General features: G+C 63.2%; 16 protein-coding genes. 12 read left to right on the top strand and 4 right to left on the bottom strand.

All coding sequences use genetic code 11. The annotated features are described in order from the left end of the window. Positions 1–86: 86 nt before the first annotated feature. Complete coding sequence (locus LB559_RS17670; protein WP_013529082.1) at positions 87–1,343, top strand: D-amino acid dehydrogenase; 1,257 nt, start codon at positions 87–89, stop codon at positions 1,341–1,343. Between the two features lie 4 nt (positions 1,344–1,347). Here LB559_RS17670 and LB559_RS17665 read toward each other — a convergent pair whose 3' ends face one another. The 3 genes from LB559_RS17665 to LB559_RS17655 all read right to left on the bottom strand — a co-directional run bounded on the left by LB559_RS17665 (position 1,348) and on the right by LB559_RS17655 (position 5,042). Further along, positions 1,348–3,504: a phospholipase D-like domain-containing protein gene (locus LB559_RS17665; protein WP_224674605.1), complete on the bottom strand. Its 2,157-nt coding sequence runs from the start codon at positions 3,502–3,504 to the stop codon at positions 1,348–1,350. Next, a complete protein-coding gene (locus LB559_RS17660; protein ID WP_013529084.1) occupies positions 3,501–3,944 on the bottom strand; it encodes a hypothetical protein in 444 nt (147 codons plus the stop codon). The genes LB559_RS17665 and LB559_RS17660 overlap by 4 nt, the downstream gene beginning before the upstream one ends. A 216-nt stretch (positions 3,945–4,160) precedes the next feature. Further along, a complete protein-coding gene (locus LB559_RS17655) occupies positions 4,161–5,042 on the bottom strand; it encodes a LysR family transcriptional regulator (RefSeq protein ID WP_224674604.1) in 882 nt (293 codons plus the stop codon). Between the two features lie 217 nt (positions 5,043–5,259). Between LB559_RS17655 and LB559_RS17650 the strand changes: the two genes are divergently transcribed. Then, positions 5,260–6,756 (top strand): CoA-acylating methylmalonate-semialdehyde dehydrogenase, encoded by a 1,497-nt coding sequence (locus tag LB559_RS17650; protein ID WP_013529086.1) that lies wholly within the window; start codon positions 5,260–5,262, stop codon positions 6,754–6,756. A gap of 315 nt (positions 6,757–7,071) precedes the next feature. Further along, on the top strand, positions 7,072–7,371 hold the full coding sequence (locus LB559_RS17645; RefSeq protein WP_024502890.1) for a hypothetical protein: 300 nt from the start codon (positions 7,072–7,074) through the stop codon (positions 7,369–7,371). A 52-nt stretch (positions 7,372–7,423) separates the two neighbouring features. On the opposite strand, the gene LB559_RS17640 is transcribed toward LB559_RS17645, so the two are convergent. Continuing rightward, the gene (locus tag LB559_RS17640; RefSeq protein ID WP_050596296.1) at positions 7,424–8,116 is read right to left on the bottom strand and encodes a GntR family transcriptional regulator; all 693 of its coding nucleotides are present in this window, start codon (positions 8,114–8,116) and stop codon (positions 7,424–7,426) included. A 69-nt stretch (positions 8,117–8,185) separates the two neighbouring features. Here LB559_RS17640 and LB559_RS17635 point away from each other — a divergent pair, with 69 nt between their 5' ends. The 9 genes from LB559_RS17635 (at position 8,186) to LB559_RS17595 (ending at position 18,329) form a co-directional block, all read left to right on the top strand. Continuing rightward, on the top strand, positions 8,186–9,079 hold the full coding sequence (locus tag LB559_RS17635; RefSeq protein ID WP_024502892.1) for a dihydrodipicolinate synthase family protein: 894 nt from the start codon (positions 8,186–8,188) through the stop codon (positions 9,077–9,079). A gap of 61 nt (positions 9,080–9,140) precedes the next feature. Beyond that, the gene (locus LB559_RS17630; protein ID WP_411970075.1) at positions 9,141–10,460 is read left to right on the top strand and encodes an NAD(P)/FAD-dependent oxidoreductase; all 1,320 of its coding nucleotides are present in this window, start codon (positions 9,141–9,143) and stop codon (positions 10,458–10,460) included. Positions 10,461–10,492: 32 nt separating this feature from the next. Further along, positions 10,493–11,494: a 4-hydroxyproline epimerase gene (locus LB559_RS17625; protein ID WP_013529091.1), complete on the top strand. Its 1,002-nt coding sequence runs from the start codon at positions 10,493–10,495 to the stop codon at positions 11,492–11,494. Positions 11,495–11,828: 334 nt separating this feature from the next. Continuing rightward, positions 11,829–12,731, top strand: a complete 903-nt coding sequence (locus LB559_RS17620) for a branched-chain amino acid ABC transporter permease (protein WP_013529092.1) — start codon at positions 11,829–11,831, stop codon at positions 12,729–12,731. Positions 12,732–12,735: 4 nt separating this feature from the next. After that, positions 12,736–14,331: a high-affinity branched-chain amino acid ABC transporter permease LivM gene (gene livM, locus LB559_RS17615; protein ID WP_013529093.1), complete on the top strand. Its 1,596-nt coding sequence runs from the start codon at positions 12,736–12,738 to the stop codon at positions 14,329–14,331. Continuing rightward, positions 14,331–15,887, top strand: a complete 1,557-nt coding sequence (locus LB559_RS17610) for an ATP-binding cassette domain-containing protein (RefSeq protein WP_063173264.1) — start codon at positions 14,331–14,333, stop codon at positions 15,885–15,887. Before livM ends, LB559_RS17610 begins: the two co-directional genes overlap by 1 nt. Further along, positions 15,887–16,615, top strand: coding sequence for an ABC transporter ATP-binding protein (locus LB559_RS17605; RefSeq protein ID WP_013529095.1), 729 nt, complete (start codon positions 15,887–15,889; stop codon positions 16,613–16,615). The genes LB559_RS17610 and LB559_RS17605 overlap by 1 nt, the downstream gene beginning before the upstream one ends. A 110-nt stretch (positions 16,616–16,725) precedes the next feature. After that, on the top strand, positions 16,726–17,073 hold the full coding sequence (locus LB559_RS17600; protein WP_013529096.1) for a DUF6867 family protein: 348 nt from the start codon (positions 16,726–16,728) through the stop codon (positions 17,071–17,073). A gap of 137 nt (positions 17,074–17,210) precedes the next feature. Further along, entirely contained in the window at positions 17,211–18,329 is a 1,119-nt protein-coding gene (locus LB559_RS17595; protein WP_013529097.1) for a branched-chain amino acid ABC transporter substrate-binding protein, read from the top strand. Positions 18,330–18,350: the final 21 nt, after the last annotated feature.

The following is an 18,350-nucleotide window of genomic DNA, read 5'->3' as shown; positions in this document are numbered from 1 at the left end:
TCGATTTTCGCCGAGGATCATGCGCAAATCGGAATGCGCCGCGTCCAGGCGTCCTCAAGGGCGTGCGACGCGGCAAGGAGTGAACGATGAAGATCATGGTGCTGGGCGGCGGTGTCATCGGAGTGACCACGGCGTACTTTCTCGCCGAGGCCGGCCACGAGGTGACGGTTCTCGACCGCCAGAAAGGCCCGGCGCTGGAAACCAGCTTCGCCAATGCCGGCGAAATTTCGCCCGGCTACGCCTCGCCCTGGGCCGGTCCCGGCATTCCGCTGAAGGCGATCAAATGGCTGCTGATGAAGCATGGCCCGCTGGTGGTGCGGCCGGCCTTCGATCCGCATATGTGGACATGGCTCATCAAGATGCTGCGCAACTGCACGGCCGAGCGCTATGCGATCAACAAGGCGCGCATGGTGCCGCTGGCCGAATACAGCCGCGATACGCTCAAGGCGCTGCGCGAAGCGACCGGCATCGCCTATGACGAGCGGACCCAGGGCACGCTGCAGCTGTTCCGGACGCAAAAGCAGCTTGACGGCACCGGCGGCGATGTCGAGGTGCTGAAGAAGTATGGCGTGCCTTACGAGATCCTCGACCAGGACGGTTGCATCGCGGCTGAGCCTGGCCTTGCCGGGGTGCGCGAAAAGTTCGTCGGCGGCCTCAGGCTGCCGCACGACGAGACCGGCGACTGCAAGATGTTCACCGACAGGCTGGCCGAACTCTGTGTGGCCCGTGGCGTCAAGTTCGAGTACGACGTGACGATCTGGCGCGTCATCCGCAGCCGCAACCGCATTGCCAATCTCAGCACCAGCAAGGGCTGGAAGACCGCCGACGCCTATGTGATGGCGCTGGGCAGTTATTCGGCGGGTTTCATGCGCCGAGTGAAGCGGCCGATCCCGGTCTATCCGGTCAAGGGCTATTCGATCACCGTGCCGATCAAGGACGCGGCGGCGGCGCCGGTCTCGACGGTGATGGACGAGACCTACAAGGTGGCGATCACCCGGCTTGGCGACCGCATCCGGGTTGGCGGTACGGCCGAGATTTCCGGCTTCGACCTCAGGCTGCACGAATCGCGGCGGCGCACGCTGGAACACTCGGTCGGCGATCTCTTTCCCGGCGCCGGCGCGATGCGGGACGCGACGTTCTGGTGCGGGCTGCGGCCGATGACGCCGGATGGTCCGCCGCTGATCGGCCGCACCGAGCTCTCCAATCTCTATCTCAACACCGGCCACGGCACGCTCGGCTGGACCATGGCTTGCGGCTCGGGCAAGGTGCTGGCCGACATCATCTCCAACCGGGTGCCTGACATCGACGTCCGCGACCTCGCGCAGGAGCGCTATCTGCGCTAGAGAGTCAGAACGCCTGCCGGACCCAGTCCTCGTCGAAAAGCAGCCGATACGCCCACGGGATCGTCACATTGGTGGCGACCGGTTTGGAGTGGGCGACATAGTCGTCATAGATCGGCTTCATCCTGGTGTAGAAGGCCGGATCGAGCACCATCATGCCGTTCTCACTGTCGTGGAAGAAGCTGCGGTTGTTGAGGTTGACCGACGAGATGGCGACCAGCCTTTCGTCGATCATCATGATCTTGGAATGCAGCACCACGTCAGGCGCCTTGAACTCGCGGATGTTGATGCGGTCGCCATATTTCTCGACGAACAGCTTGTTGAGCGCGGTGAGGAACTTGCCGCCGATATCGCCCTTGAGATCGATGCGGCCGACAATGTCGATCCTGACGCCGCGCGCGAGCGCCCGGTCAACAGCCTGGGCAAGCTTGGGCGTCAGGTTGAGGTAGGGGTTGACGATCTGGATATGGTGCTGGGCGGCGTCGACCAACTCGACGAAATAGTCCTCCAGCGCATGGCCATCCTCGTAAGGCACCGAAATGAAGTGTCGTGCCGTGCCTGAAGGACGGGCGCCGTCGGACCGGACCGGAATGGAGAAGGGGCGCGCCAGATTGGTGTCGGCGTCGCGCAGCCACACTGTCGAAAGATGCGCGGCAAGGGTCTCGACCGTGGCCGGATCGGCGAACTCGATGTCGAAGTCGCTCCAGTTCGAATAGTAGTTCAGCGAGAACCCGTCGGTCTTGCCGTATTGCTCAAGGTCTGGATAGCGCGACAGATCGATCGGCTGGTGGAACAGGAAGCCGTCATGGATGTTGCGGCCGCCGATGATGGCGCGCGACCGCCGTGGATCGTCGGCAAGCGTCGCCAGCATCTTGACGTGATGGACCTTGTGCAATTGTGAAATCTGCTCGTCGATCGGCGCGCCCCGGTCCGCCCGCCAGCGATATTCCTGCAGCCCGACATTGGGGAATTCGGCCGCCAGCCGATGCAGCATGGCGTCGTCCTTGTCGCGCTCCAGCACGTCGGTGACCAGGATGCGCACCTTGGTGCCGAGGGCTGCATGATGACGGATCAGCCGTTCGATGATGCGGCCGGAGAAGTCGGCCTTGAACTCCAGGGATGACAGATAGATCAGCTTCAGTTTTGGGGCCCTGGAGAAGTCGAGCGGCAGCTCCGGGTCGCCCTTGTCGATGGCGCTGTCGGACAGCGGCGCTCCCATCAGCGCCTCGACCTTGGCGTTGAAGCCATCGCGCGATTTGCGCAGCAGGCGCGGCTTTCCGATCGGCAAGGCACAGGTCTGCGACAGCCAACGGCTGGCATAGAAGGCGCGGCTGAGAGGATCGAGGCCGGTTGGGTCTGGCGTCGGGCAACGCTCGTAGCGACTGTCGAAAGCGGCAAGCGCCGGATCGGCGGTCTCTTCGCGTCGGATGGTGAGCGGCGCGCCGGCCGGAGCAAGGCTGGAGCGGATTCTTGTCGCGCAGCGGTTCAGGCCGTCACTTGGAAACAGGCTGACCGTATCGTCCTCGCCGGACAGGCGAAAGCGAAATGCCGTGCCGGTGGCGATGGTGCGTGAAGCGCCGCCGGCACGGATCGCCAGCGTGCCGTCGCATGTGCCCTCGATGGCGGCCGGTTGCTTGCCGGCCTGGCGCAGCACGATCTCGACGCCGCGCGCTTGCAGGCCGGAGAAATCGAAGGTCTTGGGCGCCGAAGGCCGCGCCGCTGCATCGATGTAGAGCGTCTGTCGCGACACCCGCCAGCGTCCGTCAAAATGACCCTCGCCGCTGTTGGCGTCGGCCGGCGGCAGATGCGTTTCGGCGACCGGCCCGGCCAGTTTTTGCAGCGTCCGGTAGGTCGCCTGGAAATTGCTGTTGCGGATTTCATAGCGGTCGTGGCCGAAAAGGCCGGTGCCGTTGGCTCGGTCCATGGCGCCAAGCTGATGGCGGGCGAGCAGCGCCAGGAAGCGTTTTTCGTAGTCGCTGGTGCCGGCGTCGCCGAAAAACTGCGCGGCGGCGATCCGCGGCCCAGCTGTCTCGGCGGAGAGCGCGGGTCGCGCGCAAGCGCTCTGGCCTTGCAGGAGATCGCAGGCATTGCGGCCAGCGCCGGCACAGCCGGCAAGGACAGCCAGCCCGAACAGAACGACGGCGATGAATGCGCGACCCTTCACCCGGCCGCTCCGGTCTTCAGAGCGCTCAATTGCGCCGGATCGCGCGGCGGCATGAAGCCCTGGGGGAAGACCTTGCAGACGGGAATGGCGAAGGTGGCGATCAGCAGTTCGGCCTCGCCGCGCATCTTGCGCGGCGTTGCGTTGTCGTCACGGATCGCTTTCGCCGAGGCGACCAGGGCGCCGTCGCAGTCGCAATGGTTGTGGCGGGCGATGTAGCAGGCATCATGCGTCTGGCAGGCCGCGTCGAGGCGGTCGGCCGGTCGGGCCGACAGATCGCCGGTGCGGGTGCCGGGGCCGCAATAATTGCCGAAGACGAAAGGCGAAGGCCGCGCCATGGCGTAGCGGATCGGTTTGGGCAGTTCGGCCTCCGGAACCTTCGTCCACGGATTGGCGCAAGCGGAAACGAAAAGCAGCGGCAGGATGGCAAGAACGGCTCGCATGTCTATCCGCGCCAGCTTTCTGAAAGGTTTCCCACCCGGCGACCTGCCCGTGGCCGGCGACCGCACGCCTGATGCCACACTGGCCGGTTTTGTGGCAAGGAAAAGGCGGCACGGCCAAAGCGTATCGCGTTTGATCGGATTCATGCGATGCGCTTTAGCGTCTTAGTTTATGCATGTCGTTCGCCCAAAACCGAGATCAGTTTTGGGCGACATGCCTCAGACGAACAGGTTCCGCTCCCGCTCCACCATCTTGGTGATGAAGCTGGCGACGATCTGGACGCGGCGCAGCGGCCTGACCGATTCGTGATAGACCAGCCAGTAGGCGCGGCGGATGGGTGCCACGACATCGACCGGGACGAGTTCCGGCATCGAGCGGGCGACGAAGGTGTGCAGGATGCCGATGCCGGCGCCCGAGCGCACTGCTTCGGCCTGGCCGAGCGCCGAGGAGATGGCGAAACTGGTGCGCCAGTCCGCGCTGAATTCGGCCGCGTAGTCGAGCGAAGGGCTGACAATGAGATCCGGCACATAGCCGATAAGGGTGTGCTGGCCGAGTTCGGCCGCTGTTTTGGGCAGACCATTGGCATCGACATAAGCGCGCGAGGCAAACAGGCCGAGCGAATAGTCGACCAGCTTTCCCGCCACCAGCCGGCCTTCGGTCGGCCGCTCGACAGTGATGGCGATGTCCGCCTCGCGGCGCGACAGGGAGAAGGAGCGCGGCACCGGCACCAGCTGGATCGTCAGCTCGCGGTGCAGGGCGGTCAGCGCGCCAAGGCGCTTGGCCAGGAAGGCAACGCCAAAACCGTCCGGGGCGCCGATGCGCACCGTGCCGGAAACATCGTCGCCTTCGCCTGATATGGTCGAGCGCGCGGCGATCATGTCGCCCTCCACGCGCTCGGCAATGTCGAGGAAGCGCTCGCCGGCGGGAGTCAGCTCGCTGCCGGTGGTCAGCCGGCGAAACAGCTTTGTCCGAAGCGCATCCTCGAGTGCGGCGATGCGGCGTGAGACGGTGGCGTGGTTGAGCTCCAGCCGTTTGGCGGCGCCAAGGATCTGGCCGGCACGCGCCACGGCAAGGAAGATGCGGACGTCATCCCAGTTCATGGGGATGGTCCAGATGACAATCGCTGACGCCGCGTCCTGTGGTGGGAACTCAATCTCTCAATCCCTGCTGCTATCAGACGGGGTCTCGCATTTGCGAGAATTGATGCTCGTCCGTCAACCGCTATCTACTTTCCGCACAACGGTTGCGTTCTCCGTCGCGTTGCCATCCGCCGGCCAAAGGCGGACAATGCAGCATCACAAACAAGGGAGAGAAATCATGATCGACTATGGTCATTTCATCGGCGGCAAGCATGTCGCCGGGACCAGCGGCCGCAAGCAGGATGTCATGCAGCCGATGGACGGCTCCGTGCGCGGCACGGTGGCGCTGGCATCACAGGCGGAACTGCGCGCTGCGGTGGAGAACGCCAAGGCTGCGCAGCCGAAATGGGCCGCAACCAACCCGCAGCGTCGCGTGCGCGTGCTGATGAAGTTTCTCGAACTGGTCGCCCGCGACTATGACGAACTGGCCGACATCCTGGCGCGCGAGCACGGCAAGACGATCGCCGACGCCAAGGGCGACATCCAGCGCGGCCTCGAAGTGGTCGAAGTCTGCATCGGCGCGCCGCACATGATGAAGGGTGAATTCACCGACGGCGCCGGCCCCGGCATCGACGTCTATTCGATGCGCCAGCCGCTCGGCGTCGTCGCCGGCATCACACCGTTCAACTTCCCGGCAATGATCCCGCTGTGGAAGATCGCGCCGGCCATCGCCTGCGGCAACGCCTTCATCCTGAAGCCTTCGGAGCGCGATCCGGGCGTGCCGATGCGCATCGCCGAACTGTTCCTCGAAGCTGGCCTGCCGGCGGGCATCCTCAATGTCGTCAATGGCGACAAGGACGTGGTCGACGCCATCCTCGACGATCCCGACATCAAGGCCATCGGCTTTGTCGGCTCGACGCCGATCGCCCACTACATCTATTCGCGCGGCACGGCCGCCGGCAAGCGCGTGCAGTGCTTCGGCGGCGCCAAGAACCACATGATCATCATGCCCGATGCCGACATGGACCAGACGGTCGACGCGCTGATCGGCGCCGGCTACGGCTCGGCCGGCGAACGCTGCATGGCGATCTCGGTTGCCGTCCCGGTCGGCAACGACACCGCCAACCGGCTGATGGAAAAGCTGATCCCGCGCGTCGAAAGCCTGAAGGTCGGTCCTTCGACCGACTCTTCCGCCGATTTCGGCCCGCTGGTGACGCGCCAAGCCCTGGAGCGGGTCAAGGGCTATGTCGACACCGGCGTCAAGGAAGGCGCCAAGCTGGTCGTCGACGGCCGCGGCTTCTCCATGCAGGGCTATGAAGACGGCTACTATATGGGCGGCTGCCTGTTCGACAACGTCACCGCGGACATGCGCATCTACAAGGAAGAGATCTTTGGGCCGGTGCTGTCGGTTGTGCGCGCGCCGACCTATGAGAGCGCGATCAAGCTCGCCAACGACCATGAGATGGGCAATGGCGTCGCCATCTTCACCCGTGACGGCGATGCCGCGCGCGACTTCGCAAGCCGTGTCCAGGTCGGCATGGTCGGCATCAATGTGCCGATCCCGGTGCCGATCGCCTACTACACCTTCGGCGGTTGGAAGGCGTCTTCCTTCGGCGACCTCAACCAGCACGGCCCGGACGCGTTCCGCTTCTACACCAAGACCAAGACGGTGACCTCGCGCTGGCCGTCCGGGATCAAGGACGGTGCCGAATTCGTCATCCCGACGATGAACTGACCGGACGATTTCCTGGTTGCGCGTCCTCGCCTTCGGCTGCGGTCGCGCGGGCAGGCATCAAGGACGGTGCCGAATTCGTCATCCCGACGATGAACTGACCGGACAACAGATTGATTTTGAATTTGAGGCCCGGGCGCTCGCGCTCGGGCTTTTTTGCAGTCCGGCGACGACCCTATCTGCGTGAACGCTAATGTGATGGAACCAAGTGGGCATCTGCCGTCTTGGTTTGCAGTCCTGCCGCAAGGAGGTACGGCAGATCAAGCAACGGCGCTGGCGACAGCTTCGGGGACATCGTCTGGCGCAAGGAGGTGTCAGATGACCCGTCTTGTGGCAACGCTATTTTTCGCGGCGGTTTCCGCGTTTGCCGCCGTCCCGGCGATGGCGGAGCAATGCGCAGCCCGTGCGGATATGATCAAAGCGCTCGGGGAAAAATTCCACGAAAGCGAGGCTGCGCGCGGCCTGGTCAACCCGAGCGTCATTCTTGAGATATTCGTCTCCGACCAGGGCACCTGGACGATCCTTGCCACCGACACGCATGGTCAGAGCTGCGTCATCACGGCGGGCGAAGGCTGGGACGGTTCGTTGATGGCGGCGGCTGCCTTGCCAGGGACCTGATCCGAGCTTCGAGGAAGCACCGGCGGCGAAAGCGCATCGGATTAAAAGACGTTCAGCGCGTCGCCGCCGTTTCGGCGTGGCCGCGCAGCAGCGCCATCAGGCGTTTGGCATCCTTGGCCGCGGCCTCCTCGTCGCCGGCAAGGATCGAGCGGATCAGCGCGACATGGTGCTCGGCGGATTCGGCAAGACCGGTCTCGGCCTTGTAGCGGAACCAGAAGCGGCGGCTGTGGGTCTGCAACGGGGCGGCCAAACGGGCGGCGAAGGGATTGTCGGCAGCCAGTGCCAACGCTTCGTCAAGTGCCTTGTCGGCCTGAATGAAGGCAAGCACGTTGCCCGAGATCACCGCTTTCTGCATGGCAAGCGCTGCTTCGTGAAACAGGTCGGCGGCCTCGCGGGTGACGAAGCGGGCGGCCGAGCGGGCCAGCACCACCTCGACGCCGCGACGCGCGTCGAGCACGCGCAGCCAGTCGCCGGGATGCAGCGGGGCGATGGCGATGCCTGCGCGCGGCCTGATGTCGAGCAGCCCTTCCCAGGCCAGCCGCTGGATCGCCTCGCGCACCGGTGTCCTGCCAAGCCCGAGCCTGTCGATCAGGGCGCCCTCGGTGACGAAGCTTGCCGGGGCCAGTTCGAGCGTGACGATCATGTGCTCGAGCACATGGTAGGCCCTGGTCGCGGCCGGCTCCGCCGAGGTGCTTGCTGCCGTGGATATCAAATGCGCTCTCCTGATATATCTTGAATATATCATAACGGATTCCGCATTGACAGCGGGTTTGTTAATAGATATACCAGTGATATATCAGATGGAGAGATGATCATGTGGACCGGAGTTTTTCCTGCCGTCACGACCAAATTCACCGCGGATGATCGCCTCGATCATGCCGAGATGGAGCGCTGCTTCAACCTGCAGATGGAAGCTGGCTGCGACGGCATCATCGTTTGCGGATCGCTCGGCGAGGGGCCGATGCTGTCGCCCGATGAGAAGATCGAGGTGCTGAAGACCGCACAAAAGGTCGCCGGCAAGAAGCCGGTGCTGCTGACGGTCAACGAGGCCGGCACACGCGAGGCGGCCAGCATCGCCAAGCGCGCGAGCCGGGAAGGCGCCAACGGCCTGATGGTCGTGCCGAGCCCGATCTACCACACCAATGCGGAAGAGACGGTCGCGGCGCTGCGCGCGGTCGCGCAGGCTGGCGACCTGCCGGTCATGATCTACTCCAACCGGCTTGCCTACCGCGTCGACGTCAGCGTCGACCAGATGGAGGAGCTGGCGTCGGACGAGCGCTTTGTCGCGATCAAGGAATCCTCCGACGACATCCGTCGTTCGACCGAGATCATCAATCGCCTGGGCACTCGCTACGACCTGTTCACCGGCGTCGACAATCTGGCCTTCGAGGCGCTGTCGGTCGGCGCCATCGGTTGGGTGGCCGGACTGGTCACCGCGTTCCCGCGCGAGACGGTCGCCATCTACCAGCTGATGAAGCAGGGTCGCCGCGAAGAGGCGCTCGGCATCTACCGCTGGTTCCGGCCGCTGCTCGACCTCGACGTCTCGACCTATCTGGTCCAAAACATCAAGCTTGCCGAAGTGTTCGCGATCAACACAAATGACCGCGTTCGCATGCCGCGACAGCCGCTGTCTGGCGATCGCCGCAAGTCCGTCGAAAAGATCGTCAAGGATGCGCTCGCGGTGCGGCCGACACTTCCGCAGTTCTGAGGCTTCTTCTTCCTGTTCGCAGGGAGAAGATGGTGGCAGCCAGATAAGGGGCAGCGCCCACGTGCAAGGAAATTCCAAGTCGACAGAAGCGGGGCGCAGCCCCTCATCCGCTCTTCGGGCGCCTTCTCCCCGTGAACGGGGAGAAGGGTTGGACATAGCCATCGTCGGTGGCGGCATCATCGGTATCTGTGCCGCTGCTTCTCTCGCTGAGGCGGGACGCAGGGTCACCGTCTTCGATCGCACAGGCATTTGCGAGGAGACGAGCTCCGGCAATGCCGCCGCCTTCGCCTTCTCCGACGTGCTGCCGCTGGCGCACAAGGGCATGATGCGGCAGCTGCCGAAATGGCTGGCCGATCCGCTCGGCCCGCTCAGCATCCCGCCCGCCTACCTGCCGACGCTTCTGCCCTGGCTGATCCGCTTCTGGCGCGCCGGTGCTGCGGGGAAATACGAGGCGAGCCTTGCCGCTCAAGCAGGCATGATGAAGCTTGCCGAGGCGGAGTGGATGGGCTTGCTCGATCGCTCCGGCACGCGGTCGATGCTGCGCGAGGATGGCTCGCTCGAGCTTTACGAAAGCGAAGCCGAATTTCAGGCCGGGCTGCCCGGCTGGGCGGCGCGTAAGCGTTTCGGCATCGGTTTCCGCCACGTCGAGGGCGAGGAACTGGCCGCCTTGCAGCCGGGCCTGTCGCCGCGCTTCATCAAAGGCACATTCGTGCCGGGATGGAAGACGGTCGCCGACCCGAAACTGCTGGGCAAAGCGGTGTGGACCTATGCGCAGGCCAAGGGCGCTCGCTTTGAGCTGGTCCGGATCAGCCAAGTCGCGGCGGATCAGGATGGAGCGACGCTGATGTTGGCAGACGGCACGACCAGACAGGCCCGGCACCTCGTCGTCGCCGCCGGCGCCTGGTCGCATCTGCTGGCCAAGCAACTCGGCGATCGCATTCCGCTGGAGACCGAGCGCGGCTACAACACCACCTTGCCCACGAGTGCCTTCGACGTGAAGCGGATGCTGATCTTCTCCGGCCATGGTTTCGTCGTCACGCCGCTCGAAACAGGCCTGCGCGTCGGCGGCGCCGTCGAACTCGGCGGCATCGAGCGGCCGCCCAATTATGCCAGGTCGAAGGCGCTGCTGCAGAAGGCACAGAAATTCCTGCCGGGGCTCGATCCCTCGGGCGGGCGCGAATGGATGGGGTTCCGCCCCTCGCTGCCGGATTCAGTGCCCGTCATCGGCGGCGCGCCGGGAAAGCGGTCGGTGGTCTATGCCTTCGGCCATGGCCATCTCGGCCTGACCCAGGCGGCGGCCACCGGACGGTTGATCAGGGATCTTGTCCTGGGGCAGACTCTGCCGATCGATCTGGCGCCCTTCGGTCCGCAACGATTTTGATTTTTTCGGGTTTTTGATTTTCGAGGAGCGTCATGGCCAAGAAATCCTTCTTCTGCATAGACGGCCACACCTGCGGCAATCCTGTGCGGCTGGTCGCCGGCGGCGGCCCGCTGTTGCAGGGCGCGACGATGATGGAGCGGCGTGCGCATTTTCTGGCCGAATATGACTGGATCCGCACCGGGTTGATGTTCGAGCCGCGCGGCCACGACGTGATGTCCGGTTCGATTCTCTATCCGCCGACGCGCGAGGATTGCGACATCGCCATCCTGTTCATCGAAACCTCCGGCTGCCTGCCGATGTGCGGCCATGGCACGATCGGTACGGTGACGATGGCCATCGAGCACGGACTCATCAAACCAAAGACGCCGGGCGTGCTCAGGCTCGACACGCCGGCCGGGCTGGTCGTCGCCGAATACAAGCAGGTCGGCGACTATGTCGAGGAGGTGCGCATCACCAATGTGCCATCCTTCCTCCATGCCGAGGGGCTGACGGTCGAATGCCCTGGGCTCGGTGAAATCACCGTCGACGTCGCCTATGGCGGCAACTTCTACGCCATCGTCGAACCGCAGGAGAACTATCGCGACATGGCCGATCATTCGGCGGGCGACTTCATCGCCTGGAGCCCGGTGGTGCGGCAGCGGCTCAACGAGAAATATTCCTTCGTGCATCCGGAAAATCCTGGCATCAACCGGCTGTCGCACATGCTGTGGACCGGTGCGCCGACGGTGGATGGGGCGGATGCCCGCAATGCCGTGTTCTACGGCGACAAGGCGATCGACCGCTCGCCCTGCGGCACCGGCACCTCGGCGCGCATGGCGCAGCTTCATGCCAAGGGCAAACTCAAGGCCGGAGACAGCTTCGTGCATGAATCGATCATCGGTTCGCTGTTCAAGGGCAAGGTCGAAAAGGATGTCAGCGTGGCCGGCAAGCCGGCCATCATTCCCTCGATCGGCGGCTGGGCGCGCATGACCGGACTGAACACCATCTTCATCGACGACCGCGACCCGTTCGCGCACGGGTTTGTTGTCAAGTGATGGGAATCCTGACCTTGCGGAAAGCAACGACCTGAAAAATGGATCGTGCCAAAAACGCAAGGATTCCTTTCATCACCTAATTTTGACGGCGATTTCTTCGAAACGGAGCGCATGATGCGGTCGAATCGTCAAAGACATTGCGTTATGCCAATGGTAGGGTCCGCGATAGTCCAGGGGTCGGATGATGGAAAACGGGCAATCGGGCGGCGTGCTTCGAAAACACGCATGACGATTGAAAAATGACGTTGCAATCCGGGCTCGAAACTTTACGACTAGGGGAAATACGAAAAGGAATGCGTCTGCATGGGCGACATTCCAGGGGAGCCATGTACACATGCAGTACTTTGTCCAGCAGCTTATCAACGGGCTGACGCTGGGATCGATCTATGGGCTGATCGCGATCGGCTACACGATGGTCTACGGCATCATCGGTATGATCAATTTCGCCCATGGCGACATCTTCATGGTGGGTGCCTTCACGGCACTGATCGTCTTCCTCGCCCTTGGCGCGCTGTTCTATTCCGTGCCGGTTGTGCTGGCGCTGCTGATCATGATGATCGTGGCGATGCTGCTCACCAGCCTCTACAACTGGACGATCGAAAAGGTGGCCTACCGGCCGCTGCGCGGTTCGTTCCGACTGGCCCCGCTGATCACTGCCATCGGCATGTCGATCGCGCTGTCGAACTTCGTCCAGGTGACGCAGGGTCCCCGCAACAAGCCGATCCCGCCGATGGTCAGCCAGGTTTACAACATCAACGGCATCAGCGTGTCGCTGAAGCAGATCATCATCGTCGTCGTCACGGCGCTGCTGCTGGCGCTGTTCTGGTATCTGGTCAACAAGACCTCGCTTGGACGAGCGCAACGGGCCTGTGAGCAGGACCGCAAGATGGCGGCGCTGCTCGGCATCGATGTCGACCGTACCATCTCGATCACCTTCATCATGGGTGCGGCCCTTGCCGCGGTCGCCGGCACTTTGTTCCTGATGTATTACGGCGTCATTGCCTTCTCGGATGGTTTCACGCCGGGCGTGAAAGCCTTCACGGCGGCGGTGCTGGGCGGCATCGGTTCGCTGCCGGGCGCGGTGGTCGGCGGGCTGATGATCGGCTTTATCGAGAGCATGTGGTCGGCCTATTTCTCGATCGACTACAAGGATGTCGCGGCGTTCTCGATCCTGGCCATCGTGCTGATCTTCCTGCCTTCCGGCATATTGGGCCGGCCAGAAGTCGAAAAGGTCTGAGACTATGGCCGTCACCGTATCTCCGGAGCGCGACACCGTCGCCACCCCCATGCAGCGCGCATTGCGTGAGGCGCTCTATGCCGCTGCCATATCGTTTGGCCTGTTCGTGCTGTTCATCGGCCTGAAGACCGGCCAGAACATTTCCAATGAACTGGTCCTGACGACACGCTGGGGCCTGCTTGCCGCCGTGGTTATCGCCACGGCTGTCGGGCGCTTCCTCTATGTCGCCTATGGACAGCCCTTCCTGGCCAACCAGAAGATCACCGACGTCGCCACCGGCCTGCTGCCGGCCAGCGTGGCGTCACGCTTCTTCCAGTTGCCGGCCTTCATCGTGGCCTTGGTCGCGGCGGTGGTGTTGTTTGCGGTCAACAGCTCTCTCGTCGGATGGGTGGGAGCGGAGCCGGCGGGCTATCTGCAGTTCCTGCGCGCCTTGTCGGTCATCTATGTGCTGGCCTGCGTGATCTATTATTTCCGCGGCTTCATTCATGCCAACTTCACCAAACTCGGCATTGCCGCGCTGATCCTCTATCCGATCCTGGTGGTGGCGATCCTGTCGCTGATGTCCTGGTCGTTCGTCGGCGGACTGCAAGGCTCGCTGAAATGGGTCGACAATTTCGGCATCCAGATCCTGATCTATGTGATGCTGGCCTGGGGCCTGAACATTGTCGTTGGCCTCGCCGGCCTGCTCGACCTCGGTTATGTGGCCTTCTACGCGGTCGGCGCCTATGCCTATGCGCTGCTCGGCACGCAGTACGGCCTGTCGTTCTGGATCCTTTTGCCGGCCGCCGGGGCCATGGCCGCCTTCTGGGGCGTGCTGCTCGGTTTCCCGGTGCTGCGCCTGCGCGGCGATTACCTGGCGATCGTCACCTTGGCTTTCGGTGAGATCATCCGCCTGGTGCTGATCAACTGGCGGGAGGTCACCAACGGTTCAGCCGGTATTTCCGGCATCCCGAAGGTCACCTTCTTCGGCCTGATGACCTTCAACGTGTCGGACCCCAATTACGTCGCCAAGGTGCTGCATCTGGCGACATCGAGCGCCTACTACAAGATCTTCCTCTATTACCTGATCCTGGCGCTGGCGCTGCTGACAGCCTTCGTCACCATCCGGCTGCGGCGCATGCCGGTCGGCCGTGCCTGGGAAGCGTTGCGCGAGGACGAGATCGCCTGCCGCTCGCTCGGCATCAACACCACCACCACGAAGCTTACGGCCTTTGCCACGGGTGCGATGTTCGGCGGCTTCGCCGGCGCATTCTTCGCCGCACGGCAGGGCTTCGTCAGCCCGGAATCCTTCGTCTTCCTGGAATCGGCCATTATCCTGGCCATCGTGGTTCTCGGTGGCATGGGCTCGCTGGTCGGCATAGCGGTCGCCGCAATGGTGATGATCGGCGGCACCGAGGCGTTGCGCGAACTCGACTTCCTCAAGCAGGTCTTCGGACCGGACTTCACACCGGAACTCTACCGCATGCTTCTGTTCGGCATGGCCATGGTCATCGTCATGCTGTGGAAGCCGCGCGGCTTCGTCGGCAGTCGTGAACCAACCGCCTTCCTGAAGGAGCGAAAGGCCGTCTCAAGCTCCTTCACCAAGGAAGGACACGGCTGATGAATGCGAACCCTGTTCAGAAAGCCGCTTCGGGCATGAACGACGCTATCCTTCAGGTCGATCATCTGTCGATGAAGTTCGGTGGCCTGGTGGCCATCGGGGATCTGTCTTTCGCCGCCAAGCGCGGCGAGATCACCGCGCTGATCGGCCCCAACGGCGCCGGCAAGACCACGGTGTTCAATTGCATCACCGGCTTCTACAAGCCCTCGGAAGGCATGATCACGCTCAACCGGAACGATGGTTCGACCTTCCTGCTCGAGCGGCTGCCCAACCATGAAATCCCGGCGCGCGCCAAGGTGGCGCGCACCTTCCAGAACATCCGCCTGTTCTCCGGCATGACCCTGCTGGAGAACCTGCTGGTCGCCCAGCACAACAAACTGATGAAGGCATCGGGCTACACGGTGCTTGGCCTGTTCGGCTTCAGTGGCTATCGCAAGGCCTCGGCCGAATCGGTGGAGCTCGCCAAGCATTGGCTGGAAAAGGCCGATCTTGTCGACCGTGCCGACGACCCGGCCGGCGACCTGCCCTATGGCGCGCAGCGCCGTCTCGAGATCGCTCGCGCCATGTGCACGGGACCCGAGCTTCTGTGCCTCGACGAGCCGGCGGCCGGCCTCAATCCGAAGGAATCGGCGGCGCTCAACGAGCTGCTGATCGACATCAAGAACACATCCGGCGCCTCGATCCTGTTGATCGAGCACGACATGTCGGTGGTCATGCAGATCTCCGACCATGTCGTGGTGCTGGAGTATGGCCGCAAGATCTCCGACGGCAGTCCGCAGTCGGTGCGCACCGATCCGCGCGTCATCGCCGCCTATCTCGGCGTCGACGACGAGGAAGTCGAAGCGGTCCTTACCGAAGTCGGCGACGAAGATGTCATCGAACAGCTCGATACGGGGCCGGATGCCGCGCACGGTCCGGGAACATCGTCGTCCTATCTTGCCGGGCCGGTGACCGACACGGTCGGCCATAGTTCGGGCGAGCGGGTTACGGTGGCCAAGGGAGCGTCAAAGGCCGGTCAGGTCGACGCCAGGTCGCTCGCCGCGGCAAACAAGGCAGCCTCGCTGGCAGCCGTGCCGCCGGCGAAGGCAAAGCCTGCTCCGAAAGCGACGTCGAAGGCGGCAACCGGCACGGCGGCGAAGTCGACCGCATCCGCCAAGCCTGCGGCGAAGACTGGAGAGATCTCCAACCGGCTGGCTGCGCCTCGCGGCGGCAAGGCCGACAATTTGACCCGCATAAAGGGCATCGGTACGGTCAACGAGAAGAAGCTCAACGACCACGGCATCTTCCACTTCGACCAGATCGGCGCCTGGAAAAAGGCCGACGTCGAGGCCGCCGAAGCCTATCTTGCTTTTGACGGACGGATCGCGCGCGAGGAATGGGTTAAACAGGCCAGGCTGCTCGGCCAGGGCAGGGACACGGAATTTTCGCGCCGCGTGGATGCGGGCAAGGTGGCGACGAGCCATGCTTCCGCAAAGACTGCAAAGGCAGCCTCCGGAAAGACCGCGAGCAAGACCGCTGCCAAGCCCGTGGCGGGCAAGCGTGGAGGGGGCAAGTGATGGCCGCGACAACGCTGCTCGATATCAAGGGCGTGCAGACCTATTACGGCAACATCCGGGCGCTGAACGGCGTCGATGTCACCGTCAAGCAGGGTGAGATCGTGGCGCTGATCGGTGCCAATGGCGCCGGCAAGTCGACGCTGATGATGACTATTTTCGGTGCGCCGCGGGCTCGCGCCGGGACTATCACCTTTGCCGGCACCGACATAACCCAGATGCCGACGCACGAGATCGCGCGCATGCGCATTGCCCAATCGCCCGAGGGCCGGCGGATCTTTCCGCGCATGACGGTGATGGAAAACCTGCAGATGGGCGCCAGCCTCGACAACCTCAAGCACTATGACGAGGACGTCGAGAAGGTGTTCACGCTGTTCCCGCGTTTGAAGGAGCGCATCACCCAGCGCGGTGGCACGCTGTCGGGCGGTGAGCAGCAGATGCTGTCGATCGGACGCGCGCTGATGGCACGGCCGAAGCTGCTTTTGCTCGACGAGCCGTCGCTGGGTCTCGCGCCGCTGATCGTCAAACAGATCTTCGACGCCATCCGCGAACTGAACCGCACCCAGGGGCTGACCGTGTTCCTGGTCGAGCAGAACGCCTTCGGCGCGCTCAAGCTCGCCACGCGCGGCTATGTCATGGTCAACGGCAATGTGACGATGAGCGGCACCGGCAAGGAACTGCTCGCCAATCCGGAAGTGCGCGCCGCCTATCTCGAGGGCGGACACCACTGAGTTCGAAGCGGAATGCGTGCACCGCTATTCCGCTCCAGATTGTTTGTTTGTCGCATGATCTTTGTCCGGAAAGTCCGCAACTTTCGGGATCATGCTAAGGAGACTTCACCATGCAGGGCATTCTTTACGAGGAACCCTCGATCTGGCAGTTCTTCTTCGTCACCTGTCTGCTCGGCGGCTGGGCGGCGTGGATGACGGGCAAGGCCAGTGCCCAGACGTGGCGCAGCTTCATCCAGCTGTTCGCCTATGTGCTGGGCCTCGGCATCGCGATCCGCTTCATCCATCACGCGCTGTTCGGCGGCACCATGTTCTCGCTGCATTATTATGTCGTCGACACCATCGTGCTGATGATCCTCGGCTTCGTCGGCTATCAATACACGCGCACCAACCAGATGGTGACACAGTATAATTGGCTCTACGAAAGAGCTTCACTCTTGAGCTGGAAACCGAAAGGTTGACGTTCATCATTAACGCCGCCTCGAAATTGAATCGGCGTGACAAGTGCCTGAAAATCGGCAAACTATGCTTTCTGCGATAAGGGTGGGCATCGCATGAAAGCTTCATCCACGCCCACTCCGTTAATGGGAGCGTTTAAATGAAAAAGTCACTTTTGTCCGCCGTCGCCCTGACCGCGCTTGTCGCGTTCGGCGGCAGCGCGTGGGCTGACGTAATGATGGGCGTCGCGGGCCCGATCACCGGTCCGAACGCCGCCTTCGGCGCGCAGCTGCAGAAGGGGGCGGAAGCTGCTGTCGCCGACATCAATGCCAAGGGCGGCATCAACGGCGAGCAGATCAAGCTCGAAGTCGGCGACGACGTCTCCGATCCGAAGCAGGGTATCTCGGTCGCCAACAAGTTCGTCGGCGACGGCGTCAAGTTCGTGGTCGGCCACTTCAACTCCGGCGTCTCTATCCCGGCATCTGAAGTCTATGCGGAAAACGGCATCGTCGAAGTGACGCCGGCCGCGACCAACCCGCAATTCACCGAGCGCGGTCTGTGGAACGTGTTCCGCACCTGCGGACGCGACGACCAGCAGGGCAGCATTGCCGGCGCGTATCTCGCCGCCAACTTCAAGGACGCCAAGATCGCTGTCGTTCACGACAAGACCACCTACGGTCAGGGCCTTGCCGACGAAACCAAGAAGGCGATGAACGCCAAGGGCGTGACGGAAGTCATGTATGAAGGCATCAATGTCGGCGACAAGGACTTCTCGGCGCTGATCGCCAAGATGAAGGAAGCCGGCGTTTCCATCATCTATTGGGGCGGCCTGCACACCGAAGCCGGCCTGATCATCCGTCAGGCGGCCGACCAGGGCCTCAAGGCGACGCTGGTTTCCGGCGATGGCATCGTGTCGAACGAACTGGCTTCGATCGCTGGCGACGCAGTTGCGGGCACGCTCAACACGTTCGGCCCGGATCCGCGCCTGATCCCCGCCAACAAGGAACTCGTCGAGAAGTTCCGCGCGCAGGGTTTCGAGCCGGAAGCCTACACGCTCTACTCCTACGCCGCCGTGCAGGCGATCGCGGAAGCAGCGACCGCTGCCAAGTCGAACGACCCGCAGGCAGTTGCCAAGGCGCTGCATGAAAACGGCCCCTTCAAGACCGTTCTCGGCGACCTGTCCTATGACGCCAAGGGCGACCCGACGCTGCCCGGCTACGTCATGTACGAATGGAAGAAGGGCGACGACGGCAAGTACACCTACGTCCAGAAGATGTAAGCTCGTCAGTCTCCAGACCAT

The sequence above is a fragment of the Mesorhizobium sp. BR1-1-3 genome (assembly GCF_020165455.1).
Lineage (GTDB): Bacteria > Pseudomonadota > Alphaproteobacteria > Rhizobiales > Rhizobiaceae > Mesorhizobium > Mesorhizobium ciceri.
The sequence above is the reverse complement of the archived record's forward strand: the minus strand, read 5'-3'. Positions and strand labels throughout refer to the sequence as shown.

Bases quoted from the DNA above. Each gene is read 5' to 3' on its own strand.
- LB559_RS17595 (WP_013529097.1), top strand. From the start codon at position 17,211: ATGAAAAAGTCACTTTTGTCCGCCGTCGCCCTGACCGCGCTTGTCGCG.
- LB559_RS17655 (WP_224674604.1), bottom strand. From the start codon at position 5,042: ATGAACTGGGATGACGTCCGCATCTTCCTTGCCGTGGCGCGTGCCGGC.
- LB559_RS17620 (WP_013529092.1), top strand. From the start codon at position 11,829: ATGCAGTACTTTGTCCAGCAGCTTATCAACGGGCTGACGCTGGGATCG.
- livM (WP_013529093.1), top strand. From the start codon at position 12,736: ATGGCCGTCACCGTATCTCCGGAGCGCGACACCGTCGCCACCCCCATG.
- LB559_RS17650 (WP_013529086.1), top strand. From the start codon at position 5,260: ATGATCGACTATGGTCATTTCATCGGCGGCAAGCATGTCGCCGGGACC.
- LB559_RS17645 (WP_024502890.1), top strand. From the start codon at position 7,072: ATGACCCGTCTTGTGGCAACGCTATTTTTCGCGGCGGTTTCCGCGTTT.
- LB559_RS17635 (WP_024502892.1), top strand. From the start codon at position 8,186: ATGTGGACCGGAGTTTTTCCTGCCGTCACGACCAAATTCACCGCGGAT.
- LB559_RS17670 (WP_013529082.1), top strand. From the start codon at position 87: ATGAAGATCATGGTGCTGGGCGGCGGTGTCATCGGAGTGACCACGGCG.
- LB559_RS17610 (WP_063173264.1), top strand. From the start codon at position 14,331: ATGAATGCGAACCCTGTTCAGAAAGCCGCTTCGGGCATGAACGACGCT.
- LB559_RS17640 (WP_050596296.1), bottom strand. From the start codon at position 8,116: ATGATATATTCAAGATATATCAGGAGAGCGCATTTGATATCCACGGCA.
- LB559_RS17625 (WP_013529091.1), top strand. From the start codon at position 10,493: ATGGCCAAGAAATCCTTCTTCTGCATAGACGGCCACACCTGCGGCAAT.
- LB559_RS17605 (WP_013529095.1), top strand. From the start codon at position 15,887: ATGGCCGCGACAACGCTGCTCGATATCAAGGGCGTGCAGACCTATTAC.
- LB559_RS17600 (WP_013529096.1), top strand. From the start codon at position 16,726: ATGCAGGGCATTCTTTACGAGGAACCCTCGATCTGGCAGTTCTTCTTC.
- LB559_RS17660 (WP_013529084.1), bottom strand. From the start codon at position 3,944: ATGCGAGCCGTTCTTGCCATCCTGCCGCTGCTTTTCGTTTCCGCTTGC.